Genomic DNA, 23125 nt, shown 5'->3' with positions numbered 1-23125 from the left:
AAATGACCCGTTTTACTTAATCACTTAATGCCTATCTTTCCTAATTATTTTCTGGGACTATTAAATTACCCAATAACCATAAAAACTATATTTGTATAGGCTATATTTAGATAGATACTCTGTCTGAATCAAGCCGATAAAGCGTATTGGACTGAATACAAATCCGTGGTCAAATTAACTGTTTGTTCAACCTTTTTTGTGCAGGAGGGTAAATACTGATGAAATACTCTGCGTACCTTTCTCAACTCAAGCACAGCTTTGGGCTTCGCCAGGTGCCTGTTTGGTTTGGCTCTTCTGAATCCATTTCACAGGAGTTTCAGACCATAGGTAAGAAACTAAAATTATTGCGGATTTTCCCCAATCCTTATCCGTTCTATGACTGGATCATGGGGTTTTATGAACGCGTCTCGAATCGTTCGGCACTGCACGGCACCATGCTAAAACGTTCACAAAAAATAATCGATGTTGGCGCAGGAACTGGCTATCTGCTCAGTAGGCTGGAAAAAGCCACTAACTCAGAGCAAGAGATCTTCGCTGTCGATTTATCTCAACAGATGTTGGACAATTGCAAAGGTTACCTATCAAAGCACTCCCAACTAACACCACGAATTCATTTTGAGCGGGCAGATTGTCGGAAACTCCCCTGGAACGACAACTCCTTCGACCTGTACGTCTCAAGTTATCTTTTTGATCTACTGCCTGAGAAGGAACTTAGACAAGCCCTCAGAGAGATGGAACGGGTACTTCTGCCTGATGGTTACGCCATACTGGTCACGATGACAACCGAACTTGAGGATCTACCTCGATTGAGTCAATACTTTTATCGCCTGATGAATGAACTTTACTGTATTGGCTACCACAAAGGCCGTTGGAACCCTATCTGGCGATTTTTCTGTGCCGGATATGCTCCGCACTGTCGTCCTATCGCCCTAGGACAGTACTTGGAGGGACTAGATAATATAGCAATGGCATACACTAAGGTTAGCCGTGTCTCACTGTTTCCAGTTCGGATCTACTATGTCCGCAAAACTCATCCATAAAATTGAACTCTGGGCGAAGTTGCTGACAGCGGCTTTTAGAAGCCACTCGAATCAGCAGTTCTATGACCACATATCAGATAGCTATGATGATATATTCGTGGAGCACAAGCAGCACGCTGTAAAAATTGCCCAACTGCTGGTGCGCGAGTTTGCCGGACAAGAATCCACCACGCAAATCCTTGATCTTGGCTGTGGTACAGGGTTACTCAGTAACATACTGTCTACTAGGGGATTCAACGTAGTAGGTATAGATTTCTCGCAGAAGTCTCTGGTTCTGTTGCATCAGCGTTATCCTGATATTGTCGTATTAAATGCAGATGTCGCAAACCTTCCAATCAGAAAAGCTTGCTGTCATGCCGTCGTCTCTTTGGGGGCTTGGCGCCACTTTACCGACACACAAAAGGCAATGGATGAGCTGGTTAAAACACTAACAAAGCATGGAGTACTTATCATAGGATATTTCCCCCCCTCCTATGCCGGAACAATTCATCAGGGGCGGAGGCCTTGGGCAAAATTCACGGGGCAGTTCTATCAGTGGGTACTCAGAAAGCTGGGTTATATAGACAATGTCAGCCCAGACCTGGAATCTCATACAATCTATTTGGCTAAAAGATATTTTGAATCAGTGGATAGTGTAAGGTCTGGTTCGCATTGGCGTCTTATCGTGGCGCGCAACCTGCGCAAATGTCCACATCGTGACTGAAGACTAGGAGCACATGTGTATGAACCGTCGTCTCTTATGTATTGGCTTCATCTGCTTGATAACAATTGTTGTCATTGCACTTTGTGTGCTTCGCTTTGTTATTTTAAAGGGTGTAGACAGCAAAAACAACGCTGTCCTGAATAGGATCCCCTATTCTGTGTCTGCTGAAACCTGGGACTTCCACCGCCAAGCTTTCGTTGCCGACCTGCATGCCGATCCGCTTCTATGGGGAAGAGACCTTAGGATAAGAAACAGATTTGGACATATTGATATACCTCGCCTGACTGAGGGCGGTATAGATCTGCAGATATTTGGGGTTGTTACCCATGTTCCCAGAGTTCGCAACTATAACTCTACCAGTAATGAGTCGGATATATTGCCTCTTCTGTTTGTCAGCTCATGGCGATCCCCAGTTACTTGGTTTAGTCCGAAGCAGCGAGCTTTAGCCCAAGCAGCGGAACTTAAGGCTCTGGCAAAACAATCAGAACTGACGTTGGTGCTGACGCAGCAAGATCTGACTGCAGAAGCAGTTAAAGGCCTGCTTTCACTGGAAGGTATGCACGCATTGCAGGGTGGTAGCGATGCCCTGGAAGAGTTTTATCTGGCCGGATACAGAATGATGGGGTTAACGCATTTTTTTGACTCTCATGTTGCCGGCTCCGCTCATGGGGTGAATAAAGGGGGCCTGACAGAACTGGGCCAAACTCTGGTACCACAGATGGAGTCTCTTGGTATTACCATAGATTTGGCTCATGCATCCCCTGCAGCCTTTAGAGAAACACTCAAACTGGCAACAAAACCGGTTGTTGTGTCTCACGGGGGGATACAGGGTACTTGCCCAGGGAATCGTAATCTCACCGATCAGCAAATTCGTTCCATTGCCAAGAACAATGGCGTTATTGGCATCGGTTACTGGAAAAGCGCAGTCTGCGATCCCAGTGTAAAAGGAATTGTTAAGGCCATCCTCTATACCATTGAGGTAGCAGGGATTGATCACGTGGGGCTTGGTTCCGATTTTGATGGTAATGTAACAACGCCATTTGATACAAGCGGTGTTCCCTTGCTTACCGAGGCGATGCTTGCTCAAGGGTTATCGCATGATGATGTTAGCAAAGTGTTGGGCGGAAATGTTCTTAGGGTCCTAAAATCAAACCTGCCTGAATAATCTGCATATCGCCTTTTTATTTTATTCCTAGCATGACAAGCTTGAACTGGTAAGTGCTAACCTGGCACATAGGAAACAGCCTGTCCACCGATGCCTCCCTCCTCAAACCAACAAACTTGCCAAAATTAAAGTGTCCAGTTCAATTAGACCAGAATAGACTGAAGTGGCTAAATATATTTGGATACTAATTTATAGCTTTCTAAGGCGCAAAGGGGCACAAAGCGAGATAGATTATTTACTCTAATGTCGTGCTTTAATTTGATTTATCTGGCTTGCTTTCGGGAATTAAAGAGCGGTTTTTTTGATAATGGTCAAACTGTTCTCGGAGATCATGTCTCGCCACAGGCCCCTGAAGTACGGTGGCGCAGTCAAGGTAATTGCCAGTATTGAAGATGCAGTTGTTATCGAGAAGATCCTCTTTCACCTTAATGAAAAAAAGTCAGTAGTAGCACCGGAGTTTTACCTGAAAATAGGGCTCCGCCACAACTCAGCTTGTTTGATGGCTAATAAACGAAATGCCTTTGCATGAAACGATCGGCAGAATCAACGCTGGACTGCCCCTGCCAATCGGGTAGAAACAGACATAAAACAGGGATATTTACGAAGGAGAATAACAAATTCTAATAAGGTTTTGTCGCAATCGGAGCATGATGAGATAAAACATCCTGTTCAAATCAACATTTTTTGGGCAAAGGGCTTTTATTCTTCCTATATTCAAGCATATACCGTCATCCCTGCAGTGACATAATACGATCGTCATTCCCGAGGTCATTTATCGGGAATCTCCTAGCAAAGACTACCAACCAAGATTCCGACTATAAACACTACCGGAGTGACATAAAATCAATGTTATTGTTCTATCAAAGGCTGATTTCTAAGATAAAAAACCCCATGCACCACACCTTTATATTTAGGGCTGTTAATATCACTGAGGGACACTGAGATTCGTGACCCATTGCCTATCATCACCGCATCCCCTGTCGCCTTAATAGAAACGCCCGCCATATCCAAACGGCTGCCATTGATTAACATTGTGTTATGCCCAGATATATCAGCATTGGTGATGGTGACAACCGATTCATCAAACTCTAACCGATTGTCTTTATTGGCAAAACTTAGATTTTCAATATCCACTACAGAGCCTTTAATTAACAAACGATCTGTACTGATGTTTATCAATCGAATATTGTCACAGCCTTTCACTACAATTTCATCATAATGGCCGGAATAGGTTTTATCACTTTGCCCCCGACAGGTTAAAATACCTTGGCTTTGCCCGGTACTTGGTAGACTGTTTTTATCTGTGATAGGCTCGTTGAGTGCGGTTTCTAAGGTACTCATAAACTCAGCATGATGGCTTTTCATCGGCACATGCCCAGCCCCTTTAATCACCTGTAAACGTGCATTGCTCATTTGCTTATTAAGCACTTTACCTGTGCGAAGTGGTGCGACGTTATCTTTATCACCCCAAATAATATTAACCGGTACAGCAACCTGATTAACCGCTTGACTAAAGTCTTCTTCAACTAAACTTAACGCGGCATTCATATTGCTTGAGTCGGACACTAACCAATCCCATGCATAGTCATTATCTTGTAAAAAGTTAGTTATCGAAGTGCTTTTGGTACCGGCTTCTACCATTGATGAGTTAAATTCATTTAACCCTTCAATTTGCTGTTGCACAAACGCAGGTAAATCATCACCAAACTCAAAGGCTGCAATGTGTTTAATAAATGCTGACTTTTCTAATAGTCCGGCTGCATCCACCAAAATCAGCTGTTTAACTAACTCTGCATACAGTTCGGTATAACGTAAAGCGACCGCGCCGCCCATGGAGTGACCAATGATAATCGCCTTTTCATTGCTATATTGCTTGCTAATTGTAGCAATGACACGGGCATAATTAGTCGGCAGAAAGCGTCCCTTTGCAGCAGCGGAAAGGCCAAAACCTGGTAGGTCGATGGCTATCACATGGTAGTTTTTTTCAAGAGTAGGAATAACACTAAACCAATCTTTCATACCTAATTGGCCAAGCCCATGAATCAAAATGACAGGCGGGTTATGCTTGTTACCTGCTTCTAACACGGCAACTTTGCTATTAAATACTGGCTCATCAAAATAGGATAATTGCCAATGCTCAGCAAGCAGCAATTCAACTTGCTCAGGTTCAGCGGCTGCTTGTATTTGCTGCTCTTGTTGTTGACTAGAACAAGCTGATATCAGCAATAACAACATGCATATTGGTAATCTTCTTAGCATCCTTTCACCCTTAACAAAGCAACTCGTAGCAACATAAAAACATAATAATTCACAGTAAGGTACAACCCCAAGAACACCTAGCACTCGTTACCGACTAGATAGTTATTCAAGTAACTGATCACAAAAAGAATTGATTGAGTTGCTTGAAGGCAATATATCACTCATCCATTAGGCTTGCATGGGCAGCGGCTAATCGGGCTATTAAAAGGTGGAAAAGCTTGATGCAGTGCCATTCGGATCGTGTCTTACCTTTTGCCTTTCAAATAAATATTCATTTCTAATTCGTTTTGGGGGCGTTTGTGAATTAGTTTTCTAAGGCGGAAAGGGGCACATTGCGCCTTAAGATATTTCCTAAGAATAATAAACATAGGTTCGTGTTTTATGAAGAAGTCTAACAAATTGCTGCACTCTGACTCGATACAGTTTTCGTGGTTTTTGCTAAAAAACAAAAGGTATGGATGTCCTGCCTTCAACTGATTAGGGAAGGAACACATCTCCTCCTTTTTAGAGGGAATGTGTTCCTTAAGTCAAAAAAAGATTAACTCCCAGCTACAGGTTGCTCACACTCTTTACAGATTACAGCCGCAGGTTGCTCAGCCTTAGACATCGGTTCGTCATCTAATTCAAACTCTTCTGCATCTGTATAAGGTTCAGTTCTTCTGCCTGTTTGCGCTATAACCGCACCGACAGCAAGACCAGATACAATGGCGATAATGCAAGTAATTAAGATCCCCATGATTTGAGTGCTGGCATTGATACCACCCACTGTAACTATGGCAACCAATCCGCCAAACAGACCCGGTAATCCGTGCAGGTGAAGTACGCCACAGGTGTCAATTTTCTTGATGGCTCCTTGGAACTTATCTTGAATAACCGCAAAACCAAAGGTGGATAGAGCGCCAGCCAAAATACCAATAGCAAAAGCATAGTGTGCAGGTACTTTGTCACAAGTGGCTCCAATGGCAACCCCTCCGGCTAAAGCTGCATTAGCGATATCGGCTGGGGATATTTTTCCTCTCAATTTCACCGAGGCAAAGTAAGTGGCTAGTGTAGAGCCGCACAGAGCAATAATAACATTGACAATGGTCATGGGAATGTCGGCTGGAGCGACAAGTGCAGCGCAAAACGATGGCCAGAATACCCATAACACCATACTGCCGAGCAAAGAAAAACGATCGCTGGTGGCATCTGCTTCAATCGGTGTATTATACTCTTTCAGCGTCGTCATCGCATAAGCCACACCGATACCAAACAGGGCACCAAACGCATGGATAACAATGGAGCCGCCTGTATCGACCATGCTACCTTTTGCGATTAAGTTAAGGCCTCCATCGAGTAATATCCATTCATTGAATGCGTAACATGGGATAAAAAGTGCACCTAATAATAGGTATTGCGACATTTTAACTCTACCCAATACGGCGCCTGCACAGATAAGTAAACTGGCGGCTGCAAATTCAGCAAGGATCAAACGGTCGATTACCGAATCGGCCTCCCCCCAAATCCCCAAGCTATCTTTAAGAAAGTAGAGCGGTATTGAGATGCTTACCAGCAAAAAGGTGGCCGTAATTGCAGAACGACCATACTTTTTCACAAATACCATCAAAAAACCGAAGCCCACTAGCAGCATCGCCATAATATGGATCGCGCGGTAATATTTCTGAACTTCTATAACTGAAGCTAAGTCGTTGCTTGTGAAATTTTCACCTGCGTAAGAGATCCCCGTCATTGCGACAATGGCAATAATGGGTGTAAATATATATTTTAAAAAGTACATTGAAGGATCCTTCCTCAAAAAAAAATGATTTTACGGATCATCACAACTTTAAAATTGATCTTGCACAACTATGGTACGGTTGAGAGCCCCATAATTGTGCGAAAGAGGGGGCTGTTACTTTTTATCGGTTATTTCGTACTTAATTAGGGTGGCAGATGGGGCTGCGTGCATCATTTTGGGGTGTTTGTAAATGGCGGGCCACTAATAAGCACCCGGTGCGCCGAGATAAATCGGCAGAAGATTGAAGGTGAAAGTCCTTTCTCTGGTAAGACCTAGCAAGTTGCCAGAGCCCCGAATTATGGGCGATTGTCAGTAATGGCAATGGTTAAGCGTTGACAGGAAGATATAGGCTCAGTATCGGTTAGTAGCGCACGTACGGATTGTGCAGGAGGGGGGGCAAGTGACAGGAAACTGTGGCGAGTCAACCCGTTGGTAGAACATTGGGGCCTGGTCTTTAATTTTGAATTTTCTGAAAATAGATAAAAGCCACAGGCTCAAGATTAAAGACCTGATTCGAGTAGCACACATATTTGTAGATTTCTAAGTCGCTTCGGGGCACAAAGCGCCTTAGTTTTTTCTTCTCTATTATCAACTTTAACAGTCAATATTGATTTATAGCCCTTGCTTTTTTGTCATGTTCAAGATTAATTTTTAGTTGCTCGAGGTATTATATTTCCTTTAATTTAATGATTAAAAGAATATAAGGTATGATCCTGCCTTTTCTTTTGTCTGGAAACATAATGACTGCTGATTTTATTGGTATTGATTTTGGTACAAGTAATTGTGCCGTCGCAGCTTGGCTTAATAACAAACCAACACTGATTGTTGTAGATCAGAATAGTGAGAACCCGTTTAAAATCCGCTCTGCAATCTATTTGACGCATAATGAATCGGGCTCAGTGAGTAATAATGCAAAAGCTAATGAACAAACCTTAAATGAGATGTTAAATTCTGGTGAGATCTTGTTTGGTGAACAAGGTTTTAACGCCTTTTTATTAACGCCAGATGAAGGGCGATATGTTAATAGCCCAAAGAATTTTCTTGGCGCTAAAATTCCAAAACGTTTATTAGATAACTTTGAAACATTGGTCATTCGCTTTCTATCTTATCTTAAGCAGTGTGCTGAAAAACAGTTAAATACCTCCATTAACAAAGCAGTGATTGCACGCCCGGTTAACTACCACTCCACCATGGGAGAGTTAGGAAACCAACAAGCTGAAGCTCTAATGTTACGCGCAGCAACCAAAGCGGGTTTTGCACAGGTTGAATTTATTCATGAGCCCCTTGCTGCAGCTTATCACTTTGAACAACAAATTAAAAAACCAACTAAAGCGATGGTAGTTGATTTAGGAGGTGGTACCTCTGATGTTACTTTTTGTTTATTAAGTGAAGAGAAAGCGAATAAACTTGAGCGGGATGCTGATATTTATTCCACGAAGGGAATCCGCCAAGGTGGCATTGTGAGTGACAAAGATTTAGCACGTGGCATCGTTTCACCTCTGTTTGGTCGAGGAGGTCGCACAGCAGATGGCCGTGCAATTCCAAATATGTTGTACTTTGGCGTTTATGCAATCGACAATATGCCAGAAATGAGTGATTTTTATTCCCCAGCTCGTGCTAAATCTATCACTGAATATATCTTTGAAAGTGAAGATCCATTACCACTTATGCGTTTACTGCATGTACAAAAGCAAAGGCTTACTCATCAATTGATGCATGCCATTGAACTTGCAAAGATCAATTTAAGTGACCAACAACAAACAGATCTGCCGTTAACTTTTATAGAAAAATCATTAGGTGTGGCAATCAAACGTGATCAGGTTGCTGAGACCATGACAAACTGGTTAGAAAAGATGTTTGTAATGATTGACTGCGCAGTTGATGAGGCAAAGCAGCAACCAGAAATTATCTATTTAACTGGCGGCATGGGGTTATCACCACTGGTGCAACAAGCTCTTAAAGCTCGTTATCCGGAGGTGAAAATCACTGTTGCCGATGCCTTTAGCTCAGTAGTTTTGGGAGCGTTATTAAAAGCTAAACGTCTATTTTCTTAAACTTATAACCCTAATTTTCCAGTAGCCGCTTGGACCAAGAGCAAGTGGCGCGTGGATTTAAACTTTTTTGCCTGTTACAGGATGAGTAAATGCCAAATATTGTGCATGTAATCATAAGCGGTGGCTAGCAAACTCTTTTCTAAACATACGACTATGTTTTATCTCTCTTCCCAAGGTTGGATTGACTGATTACTCTTCCACTTCATAGGTGTTGTTGCCTGTTCTTTTGCGTAATCGATACTCAATCGTTTTTTCACAGAGCTACCGCGATATTCGCTAAACTCACCGTGGAGATATTTATAAAATAATCCGGGGCCATCACCTTTTGTTGCTTTCCAAATGTTCTTGCCCACAGGATACTTTTCAACATCCCCCTTTTTGTTATAGCTACTATCGCGTATATGGTAAACGGTATCCGATAGACGTTTTAGTTGATTTGGCTCGATTAAATATTCAACTTCGCGATAAGCAATACGCATTCCTCTGAACCATATATATTCTTGCGTATAGAGTTTATCTCCGCTCTTTTTCCAAGCGCCAGATTTTATTGAGCCATTTTCTTGTTGATTGTTATTAGGGTTAAGGCGCCATAACAACCTTAAAAAATAACCATCTGGATAGAAATAGAGTTCGTTATAGAGCTGGTATCCACCTCTTAACACTTCAGGGAGTGTATTTAACTCTTGTTTTGTCTGTTTCCATTGATACCCGCCATCAGTAATTGAGTTATCTGTATTAGATACCACCTTATTTTTTGAGGGCTGGTTTGATTTTTGGTTTGTTGTGCTGCTGGCAGCCGTTTTCGGTTTGTTCACAACCGTTGCTGCTGGAGTGGCTAATACTGCTACTGTTGGTGCGGTTGTTTTGATGGCTTTCGTTGCAGTTACTGGCTTAGCAGTTATTTGTTGATCTTTTACTTGAGGTTCAGCAGTTTTTTGAACCTTTGTATTTACCTGTGTTTCTGTTAATTGCTGTTTAGGTTTATCGAGAGCGGACTGATTTTTGACTATAGATCCATCTTCTGGTTTTTTATTAGGGCTAGTGCCTTTAGTAATTAGTTTTACATCTGATTTATAATAATCTTGCCCGTACGCATCGGCATGGACGCCACCGATAACTCCACTTAAACGCTTGCAACCTTTTGGCATAGCGGGGTTTGATAAAGATTGATCAAAATAAAAGCTATATGATTTCCCGGCTTCAAATGTGGCGACAACATTACATACAAACGAATCCCCTGTTATTGTTGACGGTTTTTGCCAAGTTTCTAAGTGAAATGAAGGAATAACAGATGATAAGTTATAGGTGTCAGGTTCAAGTTCAACGGTGACTAAGCCACTTCTGAACTCTCCTATTTTTTTATCATCAACATAAAATGATGAGTAAACACCTGAATTCACAAACCTCATGTTCCGCCACATCACGAGTTTGGCTAGTGTTGAATTACTAGGCTTAGCGTCTGCAACGCTAAATTCCTGTCCTGAAGATTTCGACGCATTTACGGCGCAACCAGACAACGTGATACTTAGTACTGCAAGCAGAATGTAATTAAACAAAATCTTCATTTAGTAAACCTCATGGATGCAATATTCGTCAAAATGACAGTATGTACTTCCAGTAACATATTTTCATTTAAACAAAACCAAACATTGTTCTAAATCAAAATGTTACTTGATTACCACCGAGCCTCAGCTAGTTTAAGTAAGCGTTGAGGCACGGGGGCTGTTCGAATACTTGCGTAAATAAGCTCTTCCAGCAGGTTTTCGAGGTTAAACCGCCGATTGAACTTAAAACAAAACTCTTCAAGGTGACGAGGTAAGTGTTTCTGCCTAATGGCATGATAAGTACCATGCATGGAGTTTTTTACATTACTGATCATAATGTTAACCCATTGAAAACAAGGAAGCTCGACACCCTTAGCTCCACCACCTGTAACTATTGGCAATGGAACTCTTTCGCTTGCTCCACAGCCGTGAAGCAAGACAGAACATCGGAAATAACCAACGACTTTGGCCACAAATTTGTAGTTTTGTAAGGCGATTGGGGGCGTTAGCGAGTTAGCTCCGCTAAGGTGGAAAGGGGTACAAAAAGCCTTATAGTATTTTCTAGATATCTAAAAATTCGGCAAAATTTACTTAAACACGACTGTATGTTTGCAGGTAGTTGGCTGTTTGTTTTTTAAACAGCTATTGACTTTCATTTTATATTCTATAAAGTGGCCCTCAGCAAGAAAGAAAGCCTTTTGTTTACATTCTTCATTTCGTTGGATTATTAATAATACCTCGCTTTGTAGTTTTTAAGTTCCAGTCTGTTTTTACGCTATTCAGGCCTACTAAGGCAATCTAACATTAAAATTTCAGGATAATATTATGTCTAAAGTTCAAGGTACAGTTAAGTGGTTCAACGAATCTAAAGGTTTTGGTTTCATCGAGCAAGAAAATGGTCCAGACGTATTTGCTCACTTTAGCGCTATCGCTAGCGAAGGTTTCAAAACTCTAGCTGAAGGCCAAAAAGTTGAATTCACTGTAAGCCAAGGTCAAAAAGGCCCGAACGCAGAAAATATCGTAGCGATTTAATTTGCTGTGATATTTTAGCTCCTACACAGAGCTGAATTAATATTTAATAGAATGGTAAACCTTTGCGGGTTTGCCATTTTTTTTGCTAATTTCAAAGTGTTATGGCCAGTTGATTTTAGCCACAAAGTTGTAGGTTTCAACGTCGTAATAGGGGCATTTTTAGTCAGCTTTCTAAGGCGGAAAGGGGCACAAAGCGCCTTAGATTATTTACTCTAATGTCGTGCTAAAATTTAATTTATCCGGCTCGCTTCACGGAAAATTAGCGAGCTGTTTTTTTTGAGAATGGACAAACTGTTCTCGGAGATCATGCCTCGCCACAGGCCCCTGGTATCTTTGGTGCGCTGCCTAGCATCTTGGCCGCGTTCAATAACGACAGGTTTCAAGCCCATCTGCGCTAGCAACAGCGCAGCAGGGACCAAAGCCAACAATCACTGGACGCTGTTGACTAGCTTGCGGGAAAATTTATTGTTTCTCTGCAAGCCACTGATTACGGGTGTCAGGGCTTGGTTTTACAAAACTTTTACCGGCGAATTTTTGTAAGACCGTCTTTTCAGCTGCCTCGACAAGCTCTACATCAAGGCTATCGATCAGCAAAATATGGCCTTTTTTGCCCTCTTTGAAGAAGATAGAAGGCCATGCCATCAGCCATTTGCGCATCTAATTTACCCTGTATTTTATCATGAGCTTTCATCCGTTCAACAAGGTCAGCTCATACTGATAGATCTGATTAATCAGGCCCGACGCGGCGAACTTTTTGTTAAACTTTGCATGCTTATCTGCAGATACGCCGTGAACCCACGTTGTGCTTCTTTATTAGTGTAAAACGATGCGCCGTAAAATTGGTTATCGCGATAACCAATTTTACTCTACCAGTTTTTCCCTATAGAGAAGAAAATTCGTAGATCATCCTCTAAGTAAGAAGCAAAACTCTTAGAATAACCTAAACCAATAACCACGGGACCAAAACTGGTATCGGTTCCCAGATATAAACTGCCCGATGTTACCAACTCATCCAAGGCTATATTATCATCTAATGCCCAGACATTACCGGATTCAAGACTCGTACCTAAGTACAGCGGTAAGCCCATTTCTCCATAGCCTAAATCATATTGATAAACTGCCGCGACAAAGACTTTATGGGCGCCAATCAGGGCGTCTTTTTGATAACCCGAAAGGTTTAAAAATCCACCCAACTCAGAAACACGTATAGACACATCATTATCAGTAAAAACAGTGGCCAAAGAACTGATGCCAACAAAAGTATGTCTACCAATTCCGAAGGCTCCACGCCAATCTAGATTAATCTCGAGCGAGGGTTCATCGGAAGTATTCGCCCAAATGTGGTCATATTTATCTTTACGTAAATACAGATCTAAGGATAACTTATTACCCTGAGTAGGAAAGTTGATACTATTTAAATTATCATAAGCGATTGAAATATAAGCAGCTAGTGACGTGTAATCAAGGTTTTCGTAATCAATAGCTTCAAATTTTATCCGCCCAATTTCACCGAGTATCCCTATTTCCGAAAGGCCATTACCCGTGTAATTATAACCGGCTCCTAAACGAGCCTGACCATATTGATTAACCAGTTCAGGCCTGCTTTGTAATAAATTAAACTCATTTTCTGCATATTTTTCGGTATTGTACATCAGTCGGGCACTGCCGAAAAAATCCTGTTTAAGATCAAATGGCTGATAAAATTCAGTGGCAATCATCGGTTCCCAACCAATAGACAACTCATTTTTCCATTGTCCGCCATTGGCTGTGATATCAGTTAGGATATAGGCTAAATCAAGCGCCACTTGTGAATCACTTGAGAAGTCCCCTTGCCAGCTAAAACCAATATGCACATAATTTGGCCCCCAAGATTTTTCCCGGGTAGTGACCACTAAAGTACGCCCTAAATCTGAGTCAACAAATTCAGCATTAACCTGGTCAAACCTATCTAATGCATAAACGCGGGAAATCGCCTCATCTAATTGTTGCTTATTGGCAACATCACCAATAGATAAACTCAAATGCTGAGCAATAATACCGGGATCAATTTTCGAATCATTTTCATATTTAATGGCAATAATAGGTTGAGATAAGCTATTAAACCATTTTTCACTGTGCTGTTTTTTCTCTAGCCTATATTGTGAATATTGTTCATCACTAAGACTCATGCTTTGTATTTGTTCAATATTTTCCAGTGCGGCTTGCTCCCCTAAGACAAGTGCGTCGGACATTATTGAAAAATTAGTGGTGCTTAACTCATCGATTTCAGGACGAATCAACAAATCATTTTCAGTAAGTAGTTGTTTTTGTTGGTTGGTTGTATTGATAGTTAATATAGTGGATAACTGATTAAGCACATCAACCGTACTTTTAAGATCTTCTTGTGCAACTAGAGGTGAACCAATATCCACTGCGATAACAATATCTGCCCCCATTTTTTTAACAATATTAACGGGCATATTATTGACAATGGCACCATCAACTAATAATTTACCATCAATTTTAGTTGGCTCGACGATACCGGGGACAGTTGATGAGGCTTTTATTGCTTGAGAAAGACTACCCGAACTCAATACTACAACTTCAGAGGTGGCAATATCTGTTGCGACAGCGCGATACGGAATGGGGAGCTCATCAAAACTCGAAAATTCACCAAAAGTATCCGTTGATAATTTAAGCAATTGCAAAGCAGATTGACCTAATAAAAGACCACCTGGTACTTTAAATTCAGAAGCGCTATAACCTAATCGGAAGGTAATATTGTAATCATCTCTTAATTCTTTATCTGAAAATTGCAAATTTTCTCGTGGAATAAAGTCCGAAAAACCTTTCTCCCACTGGGTATTGAGCATAATAATTTCAATCTCATCGGCATTGTAACCAAGCGCATACAACGCGCCGATATAAGACCCGATACTAGTGCCAACGATATAATCAATAGCAATATTGTTTTTTTCTAATACTTTTAATATACCAATATGGGCCGCACCTTTTGCCCCTCCACCGCCCAATACCAGACCAACTTTAGGCCTTGCTTGTGCGACGTTTACTAAAAGAATAAATAGCGTAAAAAGATACAAAAAATAGCGCATGCTAGCTTCCTGCTCATGAAACGAAATGATTTTATAAATCGAGATTGTGAAAAATTCACTATTCTATTTATAACTAATTGTTTATTGTAGTAAAAATTCTAACTAATTAGGCATAAAAACAAAAATAAATAGCTGTTATTATGTTTGTTAACCATAATAATACGTTAATACTTACTTAATGAGTGACAACATGAAGTTAGAAGAAATTTACCGTCGAGATTTAAACCTATTTGTCGCTTTAAAAGTATTAATTTAAGAAGGTAGTGTCAGTGGCAGTGCACCGAGGCTTAATTTAAGTCAATCAGCAATGAGCCGAGTACTAGGGCGATTAAGAGAGTTACTTGATGATCCTGTTTTTATTCGCCAAGGACAGCACCTTCAGCCAACATTACGCGCTATTGAAGTAAATGATGCTCTCAGAACACTACAAATTTTATTATCACCCAGTAGCTTTAATGCCAAACTTTATGCACAACAGTTTGTTATTGCCACCACAGATTATGCCATGCAAACAATCCTTCCCTATGCCTTACTATGCCTCGATAAAGAGGCTCCGAATATCTCTTTGCAATTTATCCCTCTTAAACATGATCAACTCAATAATCAATTAAGCGCCGATGGTTGTGATATGGCAATCGGAGCATAATGAGATAAAACATCCTGTTCTCCTGTTCAAATCAACATTTTTTTTTGGTAAAGGGATTTTATTCTTCCTATACTCAGCAATGTCGCGCAGGTAGCCGCAGTCAGTGAACAGGTATTTCCAACCTCTGAACTTTATAACGGTCAGCACCTGGGGTTAGTTGATTTTCGTGTAGATAATCTGGAGGTCGATTTCAGTAAAGATATCCATATCTACAGCCATTATCGCCATCGCCATGATGCCTATTACTGCTGGTTAGAAAATGAAATTAAGCTAATTATAAATAATATTATGAATAGTGCTGAGTAAACTACTTACTATTTAATAACAGACAAACAAACATCGTAAAGCCACTGGTGTAATTTGCTGTTTCTATTTGCGGTTTTAATACAATAAACAAACTTAAGTGGCATGTGGCAGGATTTATTAAAAGTAAAATATTTAAGATCTGGTGTGACTATTACTTTAGGTAAAAACATCACCCTCTCAGAGTTTTTTATTAGCTTAAGCCCCAGTGAAACATGATCCACCAGCCCGCCATTAATATAATCGATACCGTTGGCTTTTAGGTTTTCTAAAAAACGATAGCGTTGGTCATTCCAGCCGGAGGTTTTAAGAATGATTGCTGGGTAAGCTAACGCTTGTTGCATATTTTGTGCAGGATGGTCTGCTTTTAATGCCAATACCATCTCATCATCAAGCATCTTTTTCTGGTAAATATGTTGTGGTTTTTCTTCACTTAATACATGGATAGCGGCAGTGACCTGCCCAGCAGCCAACTGCTCCTGAGTTTCTCCCGTCCAAGTATAAAGCAGAATTTGTGCATTAGGCGCTAAACGAGACAGTTCAGTAAATAATCTATCACCAAAACGTTCAATCAAACCCATCGAACAGCTTAATGAAATATCCCCTTTAAATAACAACGGATCAAACTGACTATCAGTAGCTAAACTGTTTTCCAAAATCCCCTGCACCATAAATAAGTCTTCAATTATCTCCAGCAGGCGAGGCGTTGCTTCACCACCATTGTACGAAGTGACAAAAAGTGGATCATCATAAGCTTCTCTGAGTTTGCTTAAGGTTTTACTAATGGCACTGGGAGTTTTGCCCAGAATACGTGCGGTACGCTTTAAACTCTTCTCTTTATATAAACAGGTTAATACCCGAATATCTTTTAAGCCGATTTCAGTTTCCATTTAGGCACTCAACAAAGTCCGATAATTCATCTAAGCAACTAGTATAGTGAACTTATGGAAACAAAACATATTTAGTTTCTAAAACTCAAACATAAAACAAATACTAATTACGATGAAGGTGATCCTATGAAAAAAACACTATTAGCTCTATTAATCGCCACTTCTTTCAGTGCAGTAGCTGCAACACAAAAGCCAACAGACACCCTAACTTCTACCCACCCTACATTGGGTGAGATGACTGCGACGGCAGCAGAGGCTCAGGTATTCAAAGTTGTTCATCATGCTAACTATCTTAAAGACCAATCTGTAATGAATGGCGGTACTAACACCCTACTTCACACTCGCTCTCTACCAACGGAAGGCAAAGACCTTGTGGTAACGCCTGCTCTTGACCACATCTACTCCAAAGCTGTACTTGACTTAAGCAATGGCCCGGTAGTAATGACATTCCCTAAAGTAGCGGATGATCATTACTTCTCACTCATGGTAACTGACCAAGAGCACTACGTGACTTACGATAAAGTTCGTCCAACTGGCACTTATGTCTTTGTACGCGACGACTACCAAGGTGAGATCCCTGAGGCCGATGTGGTAATCACGGATCGTGGCAATCACCCGCATATCTTTGTACGTACTCAGCTAAAATATGAAACCGATGCAGGTTACAAAGCAGCGCATGACATCCAAGATGCTGTGACACTAACCGGTAAAGCGACGCAAATTGATTTCACTGATCCGCTAGCATGGACATTAAAGACTCATGATGTGTATCAGCAAAACATCGAGTTTCTTGCACCGCTAGTAGGCAAATACACAGCAGCAGACCAGGCACGTATGCACCAGTTTATGATTGCTGAATTCGCTCGTCTATCGGCAAGCTCTACAGGTCTAAGTTCAGGTGGTATGTTCGGCCCAATCGACTCGCCAGAAGCAGGTTCGAATGATGCCTTCAATCGTATAGTCGGTATCGTTGGTCACTTAGCACTACCAGTCCAGTCATCAATTGACCCTAGCGATATTGTTACTGATCACTTTGCAGGCTCTACTAACTGTGCAGGTTCCCCTTTCCATGGTGCTCAAACAGAAGTAATCACAATGCCTTACGAACGTGGCCTAACTGAGTTCTGGTCAATCACCCGTTACGATGGTGTGACTCGCAATACAATGCCGGGTGTTAACGACATCTATAACGCATACAACACTAAGCCAGATGCAAAGGGTAATATCACTATCACGTTCAGCTTAGAAGACCCGAAGGATGGTACATACTGGATGTCGGTTCCTAATGGACCTTACTACTTTGCAGAGCGCAACTACGGTGCAGCACCAAACAACCGTATGCAATCATGGAAAGCGTACAACTGTAAGTAAATAATTCAGGCAGTCTCAGATACGGGACTGCCTTATCATATTTATGCCCGTTACCATTCAAAATGCAAAAAATCAGCAAGTCGAGAGGTAAAGTTAATTAGGGTCAAAGTAACTTATCTAGTTATTTCACTCTGACCCATTTTTTAGCACCTTGGTCGATTGTGGAAGCACAGTAAATCCGCTCACTGAGTTTCAGAACAAGCATGGCAAATAATGCGACATAAGTAATAATACAGAAGTTTAAAGCTCTGCAAATGATAATTGGGGGCAGAGTAAATTTAAAATTTAATTTTACTCTGCCCCCAATTGTTAACCCCAGTTGTTAAAGCCACTTAGAGACTGAAACTTAAAACTATGCTTTGGAAAACCTCTGCTATTGCTAATCACCTCATCGGGCTTACGGGTTGTAGGTAATTCCATTCCTTTATGGTAAAAACCATAAGAACGCTCTAAATCAGTTACTCTTAGCGTAATAATGCTTATCCTAGCTTCCATTCCTGCGTCGATAATTGTTGTAATGCTAGTTGTAACAACACTGTAAAATCAATTGGTTACTTAAGAAGCGTAAGCGGCTCCCAACAGATGCGTTTGCAATAAAGGTGATCTATCTAGCTATTCAGGCTGCCTCCAAGAAATGTACAATGCCAATAAGACACTGGAGACAAACGCTGAACCGCTTTATGATTATGCTCGAAGACCGATTAACTGAATACTTGTAACCAATAACAATTACACAGAATTATTTACAGGGGCTTTTTATTCAGGACAGACGCATGTAGTACCTTTTTTTCTTGCGCTGTCACACTTTTGGTTGAATTCTTCTACGCCATAGCCTTCAGGACATGATCCATTGCTTTTTGAAAGGCCACAAGCGCAGCGATTCGCTCTCCATGTTTCTAATCGCTCTTGTGCCTTTTTGGCTGCTATTTTACCCAAAATTCACGCATTTTTTTACACATTTTGTTCGTGCGTTTGCCCTGCGGATTAAACTCAACCCAGCGGCTTGAACCTGACCAGAAGCAGCGGCAGCAATGTCAGGTTGGCCAGCAGCGCGACCAGCATTGAAAAGCCGGTCAACAGGCCGAAATAGATTGTGGGGATAAAATTGGATAGCGCAAGAATTGAAAACCCTAGTATCACCGTGATCGAGGTGTAATAGATGGCACGTCCGATACTTCCGTGGCAGCGTCGGACGGCGGTCCAGTAGTCGTTGTGTTTTCGGTATTCGCCGATAAAACGGTGCACGTAGTGAATGGCGTCGTCCACCGCGATGCCGATGCAGATTGCGGCTATGGTGATGGTCATCAAATCCAGTGGGATCCCGAACCAGCCCATCAGACCCAGCACCATCGCGGCCGCAACCAGATTTGGAACCAGAGTGATTGCCGCTATCTTCAGATCCCTGAATAGCAGTATAAACATCGTAAAGATCGCCAGAAAGACCACGCCGATAGTCAGGATTTGCGAGCGAAACAGGCTCTGCAGCATGTTGTTGTACAGCACCACCATGCCGGTCAGATGCACCTGTTCGTTATTCAGCCCCAGCTGGCCGGTCAGGTGTTTGCGGATTTTCTTTAACAGCTCGTTGCGCTGCAGGGAAGCATCCGATTCAAACACGCGCATGCTGAACCTGATTTGGTCACCTTCCTCCGAGAAATAGGGCGTAAACAATATCTGCTTGATCTTATCCGGCAGGCTTTTGTAGAGAACGGATAGAAAGAAGTCATCAGCCACTGAAGTCGGATCCAGGGTTTCTAATATTTCCATACTGGTGGCGATAGAAATCACCTTGCCGGATTCCGGTAACGCATCGAGATAATCGTGGATTGCCGCGATTTCCTTCAACTTCGCGTTGTTGAACCAGTAACTGCGGGCGGTAATACTGGCGTCCTCTTCCGGATCCGACTCAAACTCTTCGGGATCAAAACCCAGCTCCTCCAGCAGAGCAATCTCTTCGATCCCCAGCTGCGTTTCATCCTGCTCTGGAAGATCGGCAGGGGCATCGATCACTATATCCAGCGGGGTGGTTCCGCCCAGCTTGCGGTCGATCAGCTCCATACCCTGGTAGATCTCGGTCGACTTTTTATAGTAATCGATAAAGCGATTTTCCACCGTCAACAGGCTGATGCCAATGCTGCTAAGCAGAAATAATACGGCAAAGGCCGCTAGAACCACTTTCCCATGGGACTCGATCCGTCTGGCGAGAAAAGCGGTGAGCTCGCCGGTAATATTGTGCTGTTTGCTCGGCGGCCCCCGCTTCAGCAACACTAGGGAAGCCGGAAACAGGGTAAAGGTGATCACAAACGAGACTGCCATCCCTATGGTCATCATCCAGCCGAAGTCGATCACCGGGCGTATATCGCTGACTAACAGAGAGGCAAATGCAACCATAGTTGTTGCAGCGGTATAAAAGCAGGGCAGCACCTTTTTCTTCACTGTTTCCAGTACCAGGGTATGCTGCGAGGCATGGGGCTGTTGTGCATGCAGCTCCTGATAGCGAACAATCAGGTGGATGGTGAGCGATAATGTGATGATCAGCAGCAGCGAAATAAAATTGGCAGACACTACTGTCACCGGCCAGTTGCTCAACCCGAGAAAGCCGATCATCACAACTCCGGAAGAGAAGCAGGTAACCAGCGGCAGCAGAACCCAGCGTAATTTGCGGAACGTCACGGCGAGCAACACAATCAGAAAGGCGCTCCCCCCAAGGCCGAAAGTAAACAGATCGTGGCGGATAAAATCAATGGAGTCTACGGTGATCATCGGCACCCCGCCTAAATGCAGCCTTGCCCCATTCCGGTGCTCCGCCATGATCCTCCGGACATCGGCGATCAAGTCGCTCTGCCGCTCGAGCGACTCTGTGCTGTAGGCGGTAAATTGTTGGCTGACCGAGGCGAGTTCATCACGCTGCTCTGCGCTGAGCTCGCCGTAAATATGCATTTCACGCAGCAGGTTGCGGCGGCTGCGTAATTCATAGTAAGTCTGCTCGTGGCGTATGTTTACCTGCAAAGCGGTCGTTCCGCCGTCCGGACTGATCAACAGGTTCGAATACAAAGGACTGGAGAGCAGTTCACGCCGGGCAAGGCGCCTGTCGGTATCCGGTTTTTCCAGGGTACGGATCGAATCGCGCAACTCGTCTAGGGTCACCGGCGGGCTGTCGATCAGCGGCACATCCAGAATGCTGATCACAGAGCCCACCCCCTGCAGCGCCCCCAAGCCATCCCTCAATTTCTGCAGATCGGCGAGCACCGTCTCATCGAACAGCTCCCTGTTCGGCGTATAGGTGACGATCAGAAAGTCGTCCGAACCATAGCGGGCCTTGATCGCGCGGTAATAGTGAAGAGCTTGATCGTTTTCCAGCACCAGAGAATCGGCGGAGGCCGATAACCAATAGGGACAGCCAGGGCCTGCTAAGCAGCAGCCGATCATAACTATCTGACGGTGAAAACAACATGCATTTGATCCTTCTGCCCGGTTAACATAAGAAATCACGCCCCTTGGTCAACAGGAGACTTCGGAGTAAGTATAGGAAGAATAAACGCTCTTTTTGATTTGAGTAAGCAATACACTATGCACCGTTGCCCTCTCATTTCTTTGATTTTGGCAAAACAGCGGATGAAAAACACACTGTGTTCAACACCTTTTGTTATATGAGCCGTTAAATTTGCTTTGTTTCGAAACTCAAACGAACGCAACCGACTACTTAATACTAGTCTAGTAGAGCATGAGCGTTTTTCTAATTAAACTGCATTAGTTGTAGTGGAGCTCAAGTATTTCGTTTTTCTAGTCAAGGCAAAAAAACACTGTAAGTTTTCGACTTAGCCTTCTAACTTGATAATTGGGATCAGAGTTAATTTAAAATTTAATTTTACTCTGCCCCCAATTGTTAAAAGGTAAGACAGACAAACCTTTTTAAACCACTGTGCTCAACCTCTAATTGTTCAAAACCCTAAGCTGCATGCGACTTTAGGTTAACCGCTTTTCTCAACGGGGTAACCATTTTCTTTCCAGCTGCAAATTCCAAGATCGAGAGCGACGGCGCGTCCAAATCCCATCTCTTTAAGCGTTGCTGTCGCTAGTGTTGAAATTTTGCCGCACTCACAATAAACCAGAATGCGCTTAGTAGGATCGGGGAGCATATCATTTACGCGGAGTTCTATTTGTCCGCGTGGAATATGAATGGCACTCGGGATATGGGCCTGGTCGTATGCCTCTTTTTCCCGCACATCGATAAGTAGCATATCGGGGTGGAGAGATTGGATGCGGCGCAGGACTTCATCCTGAGCCATAAAAGAGACCTTTTTTGCAGCTTCTGCGATGAGTTGGCTGACGTTTTTTCCTCCACAAAGATTGGTTCGCAGGGCCTCTGTGAGGTGTGTGGGCATTTTTAGATCTAATGTACGCATTTGTTCTACGAACTCATCGCGATGTGTCTTCTGCAATCTGGGGTTGTTAGCGATCTCTTCTGCCAGTGTTGAATGGCAGCGTTCAGAGTAGATGTGGGCTGGATAGACTATTAGGTCTGGATTCAGTTTTAGTAGGCCGTTAAACAAGCTGTCATAAAGTTGTTCCGGATCGCCAGTAGGGAGATCGGTGCGTCCCGTTCCTCCAATGAGTAAGGTGTCGCCGGTAAACACTCTATCGTCCATGATGACGCACATCGAGTCTGCAGTATGACCCGGGGTGTGTAAAATTCGGAATCGGAGCTGACCCACAATAACCATTTCGCCATCATCGACCCGAATATCGACGAACGGAGCCGGGCTATTATTGTGCATGATAAGTGGGACATCCATTTTTGCGGCGAGTACCTTACTTGCTGAAAAATGGTCGGCATGAGTATGGGTATCAAGCAGGTAATGCAGAACCAGACCATCTTGTGTGGCGAGCCCTTGATAGTGCTCCATCTGGCTGATTTCGGGATCTATGATGATTGCGGCGCAGGTTTCTTTACAGCCAATCATATAAGATTGGCAGCCCTGTTTTGTCCTTATTTGACGAAAAATCATGTCCATGTGGCAGGCCTTTTGGGAGTATAGGGACTATAGGAAGAATAAACGTCATTTTTCATTTAAGCAAGCAACATACTGTACACAATTGACTCGTCATTTTTTTGATAACTTCTGAAGTGGTCAAGTAAAACTGGCCATGGTTTTGTAGGTTTCTAAATTGCTTTGGCGGCGAAAGCGAGATAATTGGGGTCAGAGTAAATTTAAAATTTAATTTTACTCTGACCCCAATTATTAAGT

At 42.7% G+C, this 23125-nt stretch carries 15 protein-coding genes and 2 pseudogenes; 8 read left to right on the top strand and 9 right to left on the bottom strand.

Annotation, left to right across the window (positions count from 1 at the left end; translation table 11 throughout):
• Window positions 1-218 precede the first annotated feature (218 nt).
• The 4 genes from AC4GME_RS08575 (at window position 219) to AC4GME_RS08560 (ending at window position 3437) form a co-directional block, all read left to right on the top strand.
• Window positions 219-1040: a class I SAM-dependent methyltransferase gene (locus AC4GME_RS08575; RefSeq protein ID WP_490378170.1), complete on the top strand. Its 822-nt coding sequence runs from the start codon at window positions 219-221 to the stop codon at window positions 1038-1040.
• Window positions 1018-1743 carry a class I SAM-dependent methyltransferase gene (locus tag AC4GME_RS08570; RefSeq protein ID WP_490378169.1) on the top strand — a complete coding sequence of 242 codons (726 nt, stop codon included), beginning with the start codon at window positions 1018-1020 and terminating at the stop codon, window positions 1741-1743. The genes AC4GME_RS08575 and AC4GME_RS08570 overlap by 23 nt, the downstream gene beginning before the upstream one ends.
• Before the next feature lie 19 nt (window positions 1744-1762).
• Window positions 1763-2908 carry a dipeptidase gene (locus tag AC4GME_RS08565; protein WP_490378168.1) on the top strand — a complete coding sequence of 382 codons (1146 nt, stop codon included), beginning with the start codon at window positions 1763-1765 and terminating at the stop codon, window positions 2906-2908.
• Window positions 2909-3239: 331 nt separating this feature from the next.
• On the top strand, window positions 3240-3437 hold the full coding sequence (locus AC4GME_RS08560; protein WP_490379236.1) for a hypothetical protein: 198 nt from the start codon (window positions 3240-3242) through the stop codon (window positions 3435-3437).
• A gap of 320 nt (window positions 3438-3757) precedes the next feature.
• Here the strand turns inward: AC4GME_RS08560 and AC4GME_RS08555 are convergent, their stop codons facing one another.
• Window positions 3758-5167, bottom strand: coding sequence for an alpha/beta fold hydrolase (locus AC4GME_RS08555; RefSeq protein WP_490378577.1), 1410 nt, complete (start codon window positions 5165-5167; stop codon window positions 3758-3760).
• A 538-nt stretch (window positions 5168-5705) separates the two neighbouring features.
• Window positions 5706-6944 carry an ammonium transporter family protein gene (locus AC4GME_RS08550; protein ID WP_490379235.1) on the bottom strand — a complete coding sequence of 413 codons (1239 nt, stop codon included), beginning with the start codon at window positions 6942-6944 and terminating at the stop codon, window positions 5706-5708.
• A gap of 740 nt (window positions 6945-7684) precedes the next feature.
• Between AC4GME_RS08550 and yegD the strand changes: the two genes are divergently transcribed.
• A complete protein-coding gene (gene yegD, locus AC4GME_RS08545) occupies window positions 7685-8998 on the top strand; it encodes a molecular chaperone (RefSeq protein WP_490378323.1) in 1314 nt (437 codons plus the stop codon).
• Window positions 8999-9156: 158 nt separating this feature from the next.
• On the opposite strand, the gene AC4GME_RS08540 is transcribed toward yegD, so the two are convergent.
• The gene (locus tag AC4GME_RS08540) at window positions 9157-10563 is read right to left on the bottom strand and encodes a hypothetical protein (protein WP_490378324.1); all 1407 of its coding nucleotides are present in this window, start codon (window positions 10561-10563) and stop codon (window positions 9157-9159) included.
• Window positions 10564-10673: 110 nt separating this feature from the next.
• Window positions 10674-11020 (bottom strand): annotated as a pseudogene (locus AC4GME_RS08535) (transposase); the annotation flags it as partial.
• A gap of 347 nt (window positions 11021-11367) precedes the next feature.
• Between AC4GME_RS08535 and cspE the strand changes: the two are divergent.
• Window positions 11368-11574: a transcription antiterminator/RNA stability regulator CspE gene (gene cspE, locus AC4GME_RS08530; protein WP_033422245.1), complete on the top strand. Its 207-nt coding sequence runs from the start codon at window positions 11368-11370 to the stop codon at window positions 11572-11574.
• 462 nt (window positions 11575-12036) lie between these two features.
• Here the strand turns inward: cspE and AC4GME_RS08525 are convergent, their stop codons facing one another.
• Both AC4GME_RS08525 and AC4GME_RS08520 read right to left on the bottom strand, forming a co-directional pair.
• Window positions 12037-12231: a hypothetical protein gene (locus AC4GME_RS08525; RefSeq protein WP_490378630.1), complete on the bottom strand. Its 195-nt coding sequence runs from the start codon at window positions 12229-12231 to the stop codon at window positions 12037-12039.
• A 209-nt stretch (window positions 12232-12440) separates the two neighbouring features.
• A complete protein-coding gene (locus AC4GME_RS08520; RefSeq protein WP_490379234.1) occupies window positions 12441-14666 on the bottom strand; it encodes a patatin-like phospholipase family protein in 2226 nt (741 codons plus the stop codon).
• Between the two features lie 268 nt (window positions 14667-14934).
• Here AC4GME_RS08520 and AC4GME_RS08515 point away from each other — a divergent pair.
• Window positions 14935-15312 (top strand): annotated as a pseudogene (locus AC4GME_RS08515) (LysR family transcriptional regulator); the annotation flags it as partial.
• 314 nt (window positions 15313-15626) lie between these two features.
• Here AC4GME_RS08515 and AC4GME_RS08510 read toward each other — a convergent pair.
• Window positions 15627-16505 carry a LysR family transcriptional regulator gene (locus tag AC4GME_RS08510; RefSeq protein ID WP_490377529.1) on the bottom strand — a complete coding sequence of 293 codons (879 nt, stop codon included), beginning with the start codon at window positions 16503-16505 and terminating at the stop codon, window positions 15627-15629.
• A 126-nt stretch (window positions 16506-16631) separates the two neighbouring features.
• Between AC4GME_RS08510 and AC4GME_RS08505 the strand changes: the two genes are divergently transcribed.
• On the top strand, window positions 16632-17876 hold the full coding sequence (locus AC4GME_RS08505) for a DUF1254 domain-containing protein (protein ID WP_490377530.1): 1245 nt from the start codon (window positions 16632-16634) through the stop codon (window positions 17874-17876).
• 990 nt (window positions 17877-18866) lie between these two features.
• Here the strand turns inward: AC4GME_RS08505 and AC4GME_RS08500 are convergent.
• Together AC4GME_RS08500 and AC4GME_RS08495 are read right to left on the bottom strand one after the other, a co-directional pair.
• On the bottom strand, window positions 18867-21239 hold the full coding sequence (locus AC4GME_RS08500; RefSeq protein WP_490379233.1) for an efflux RND transporter permease subunit: 2373 nt from the start codon (window positions 21237-21239) through the stop codon (window positions 18867-18869).
• Window positions 21240-21847: 608 nt separating this feature from the next.
• Window positions 21848-22891: an MBL fold metallo-hydrolase gene (locus tag AC4GME_RS08495; protein WP_490377532.1), complete on the bottom strand. Its 1044-nt coding sequence runs from the start codon at window positions 22889-22891 to the stop codon at window positions 21848-21850.
• Between the last annotated feature and the right edge of the window lie 234 nt (window positions 22892-23125).

The organism is Psychromonas sp., from assembly GCF_983033635.1.
This window is presented reverse-complemented; position numbering and strand designations above follow the sequence as displayed.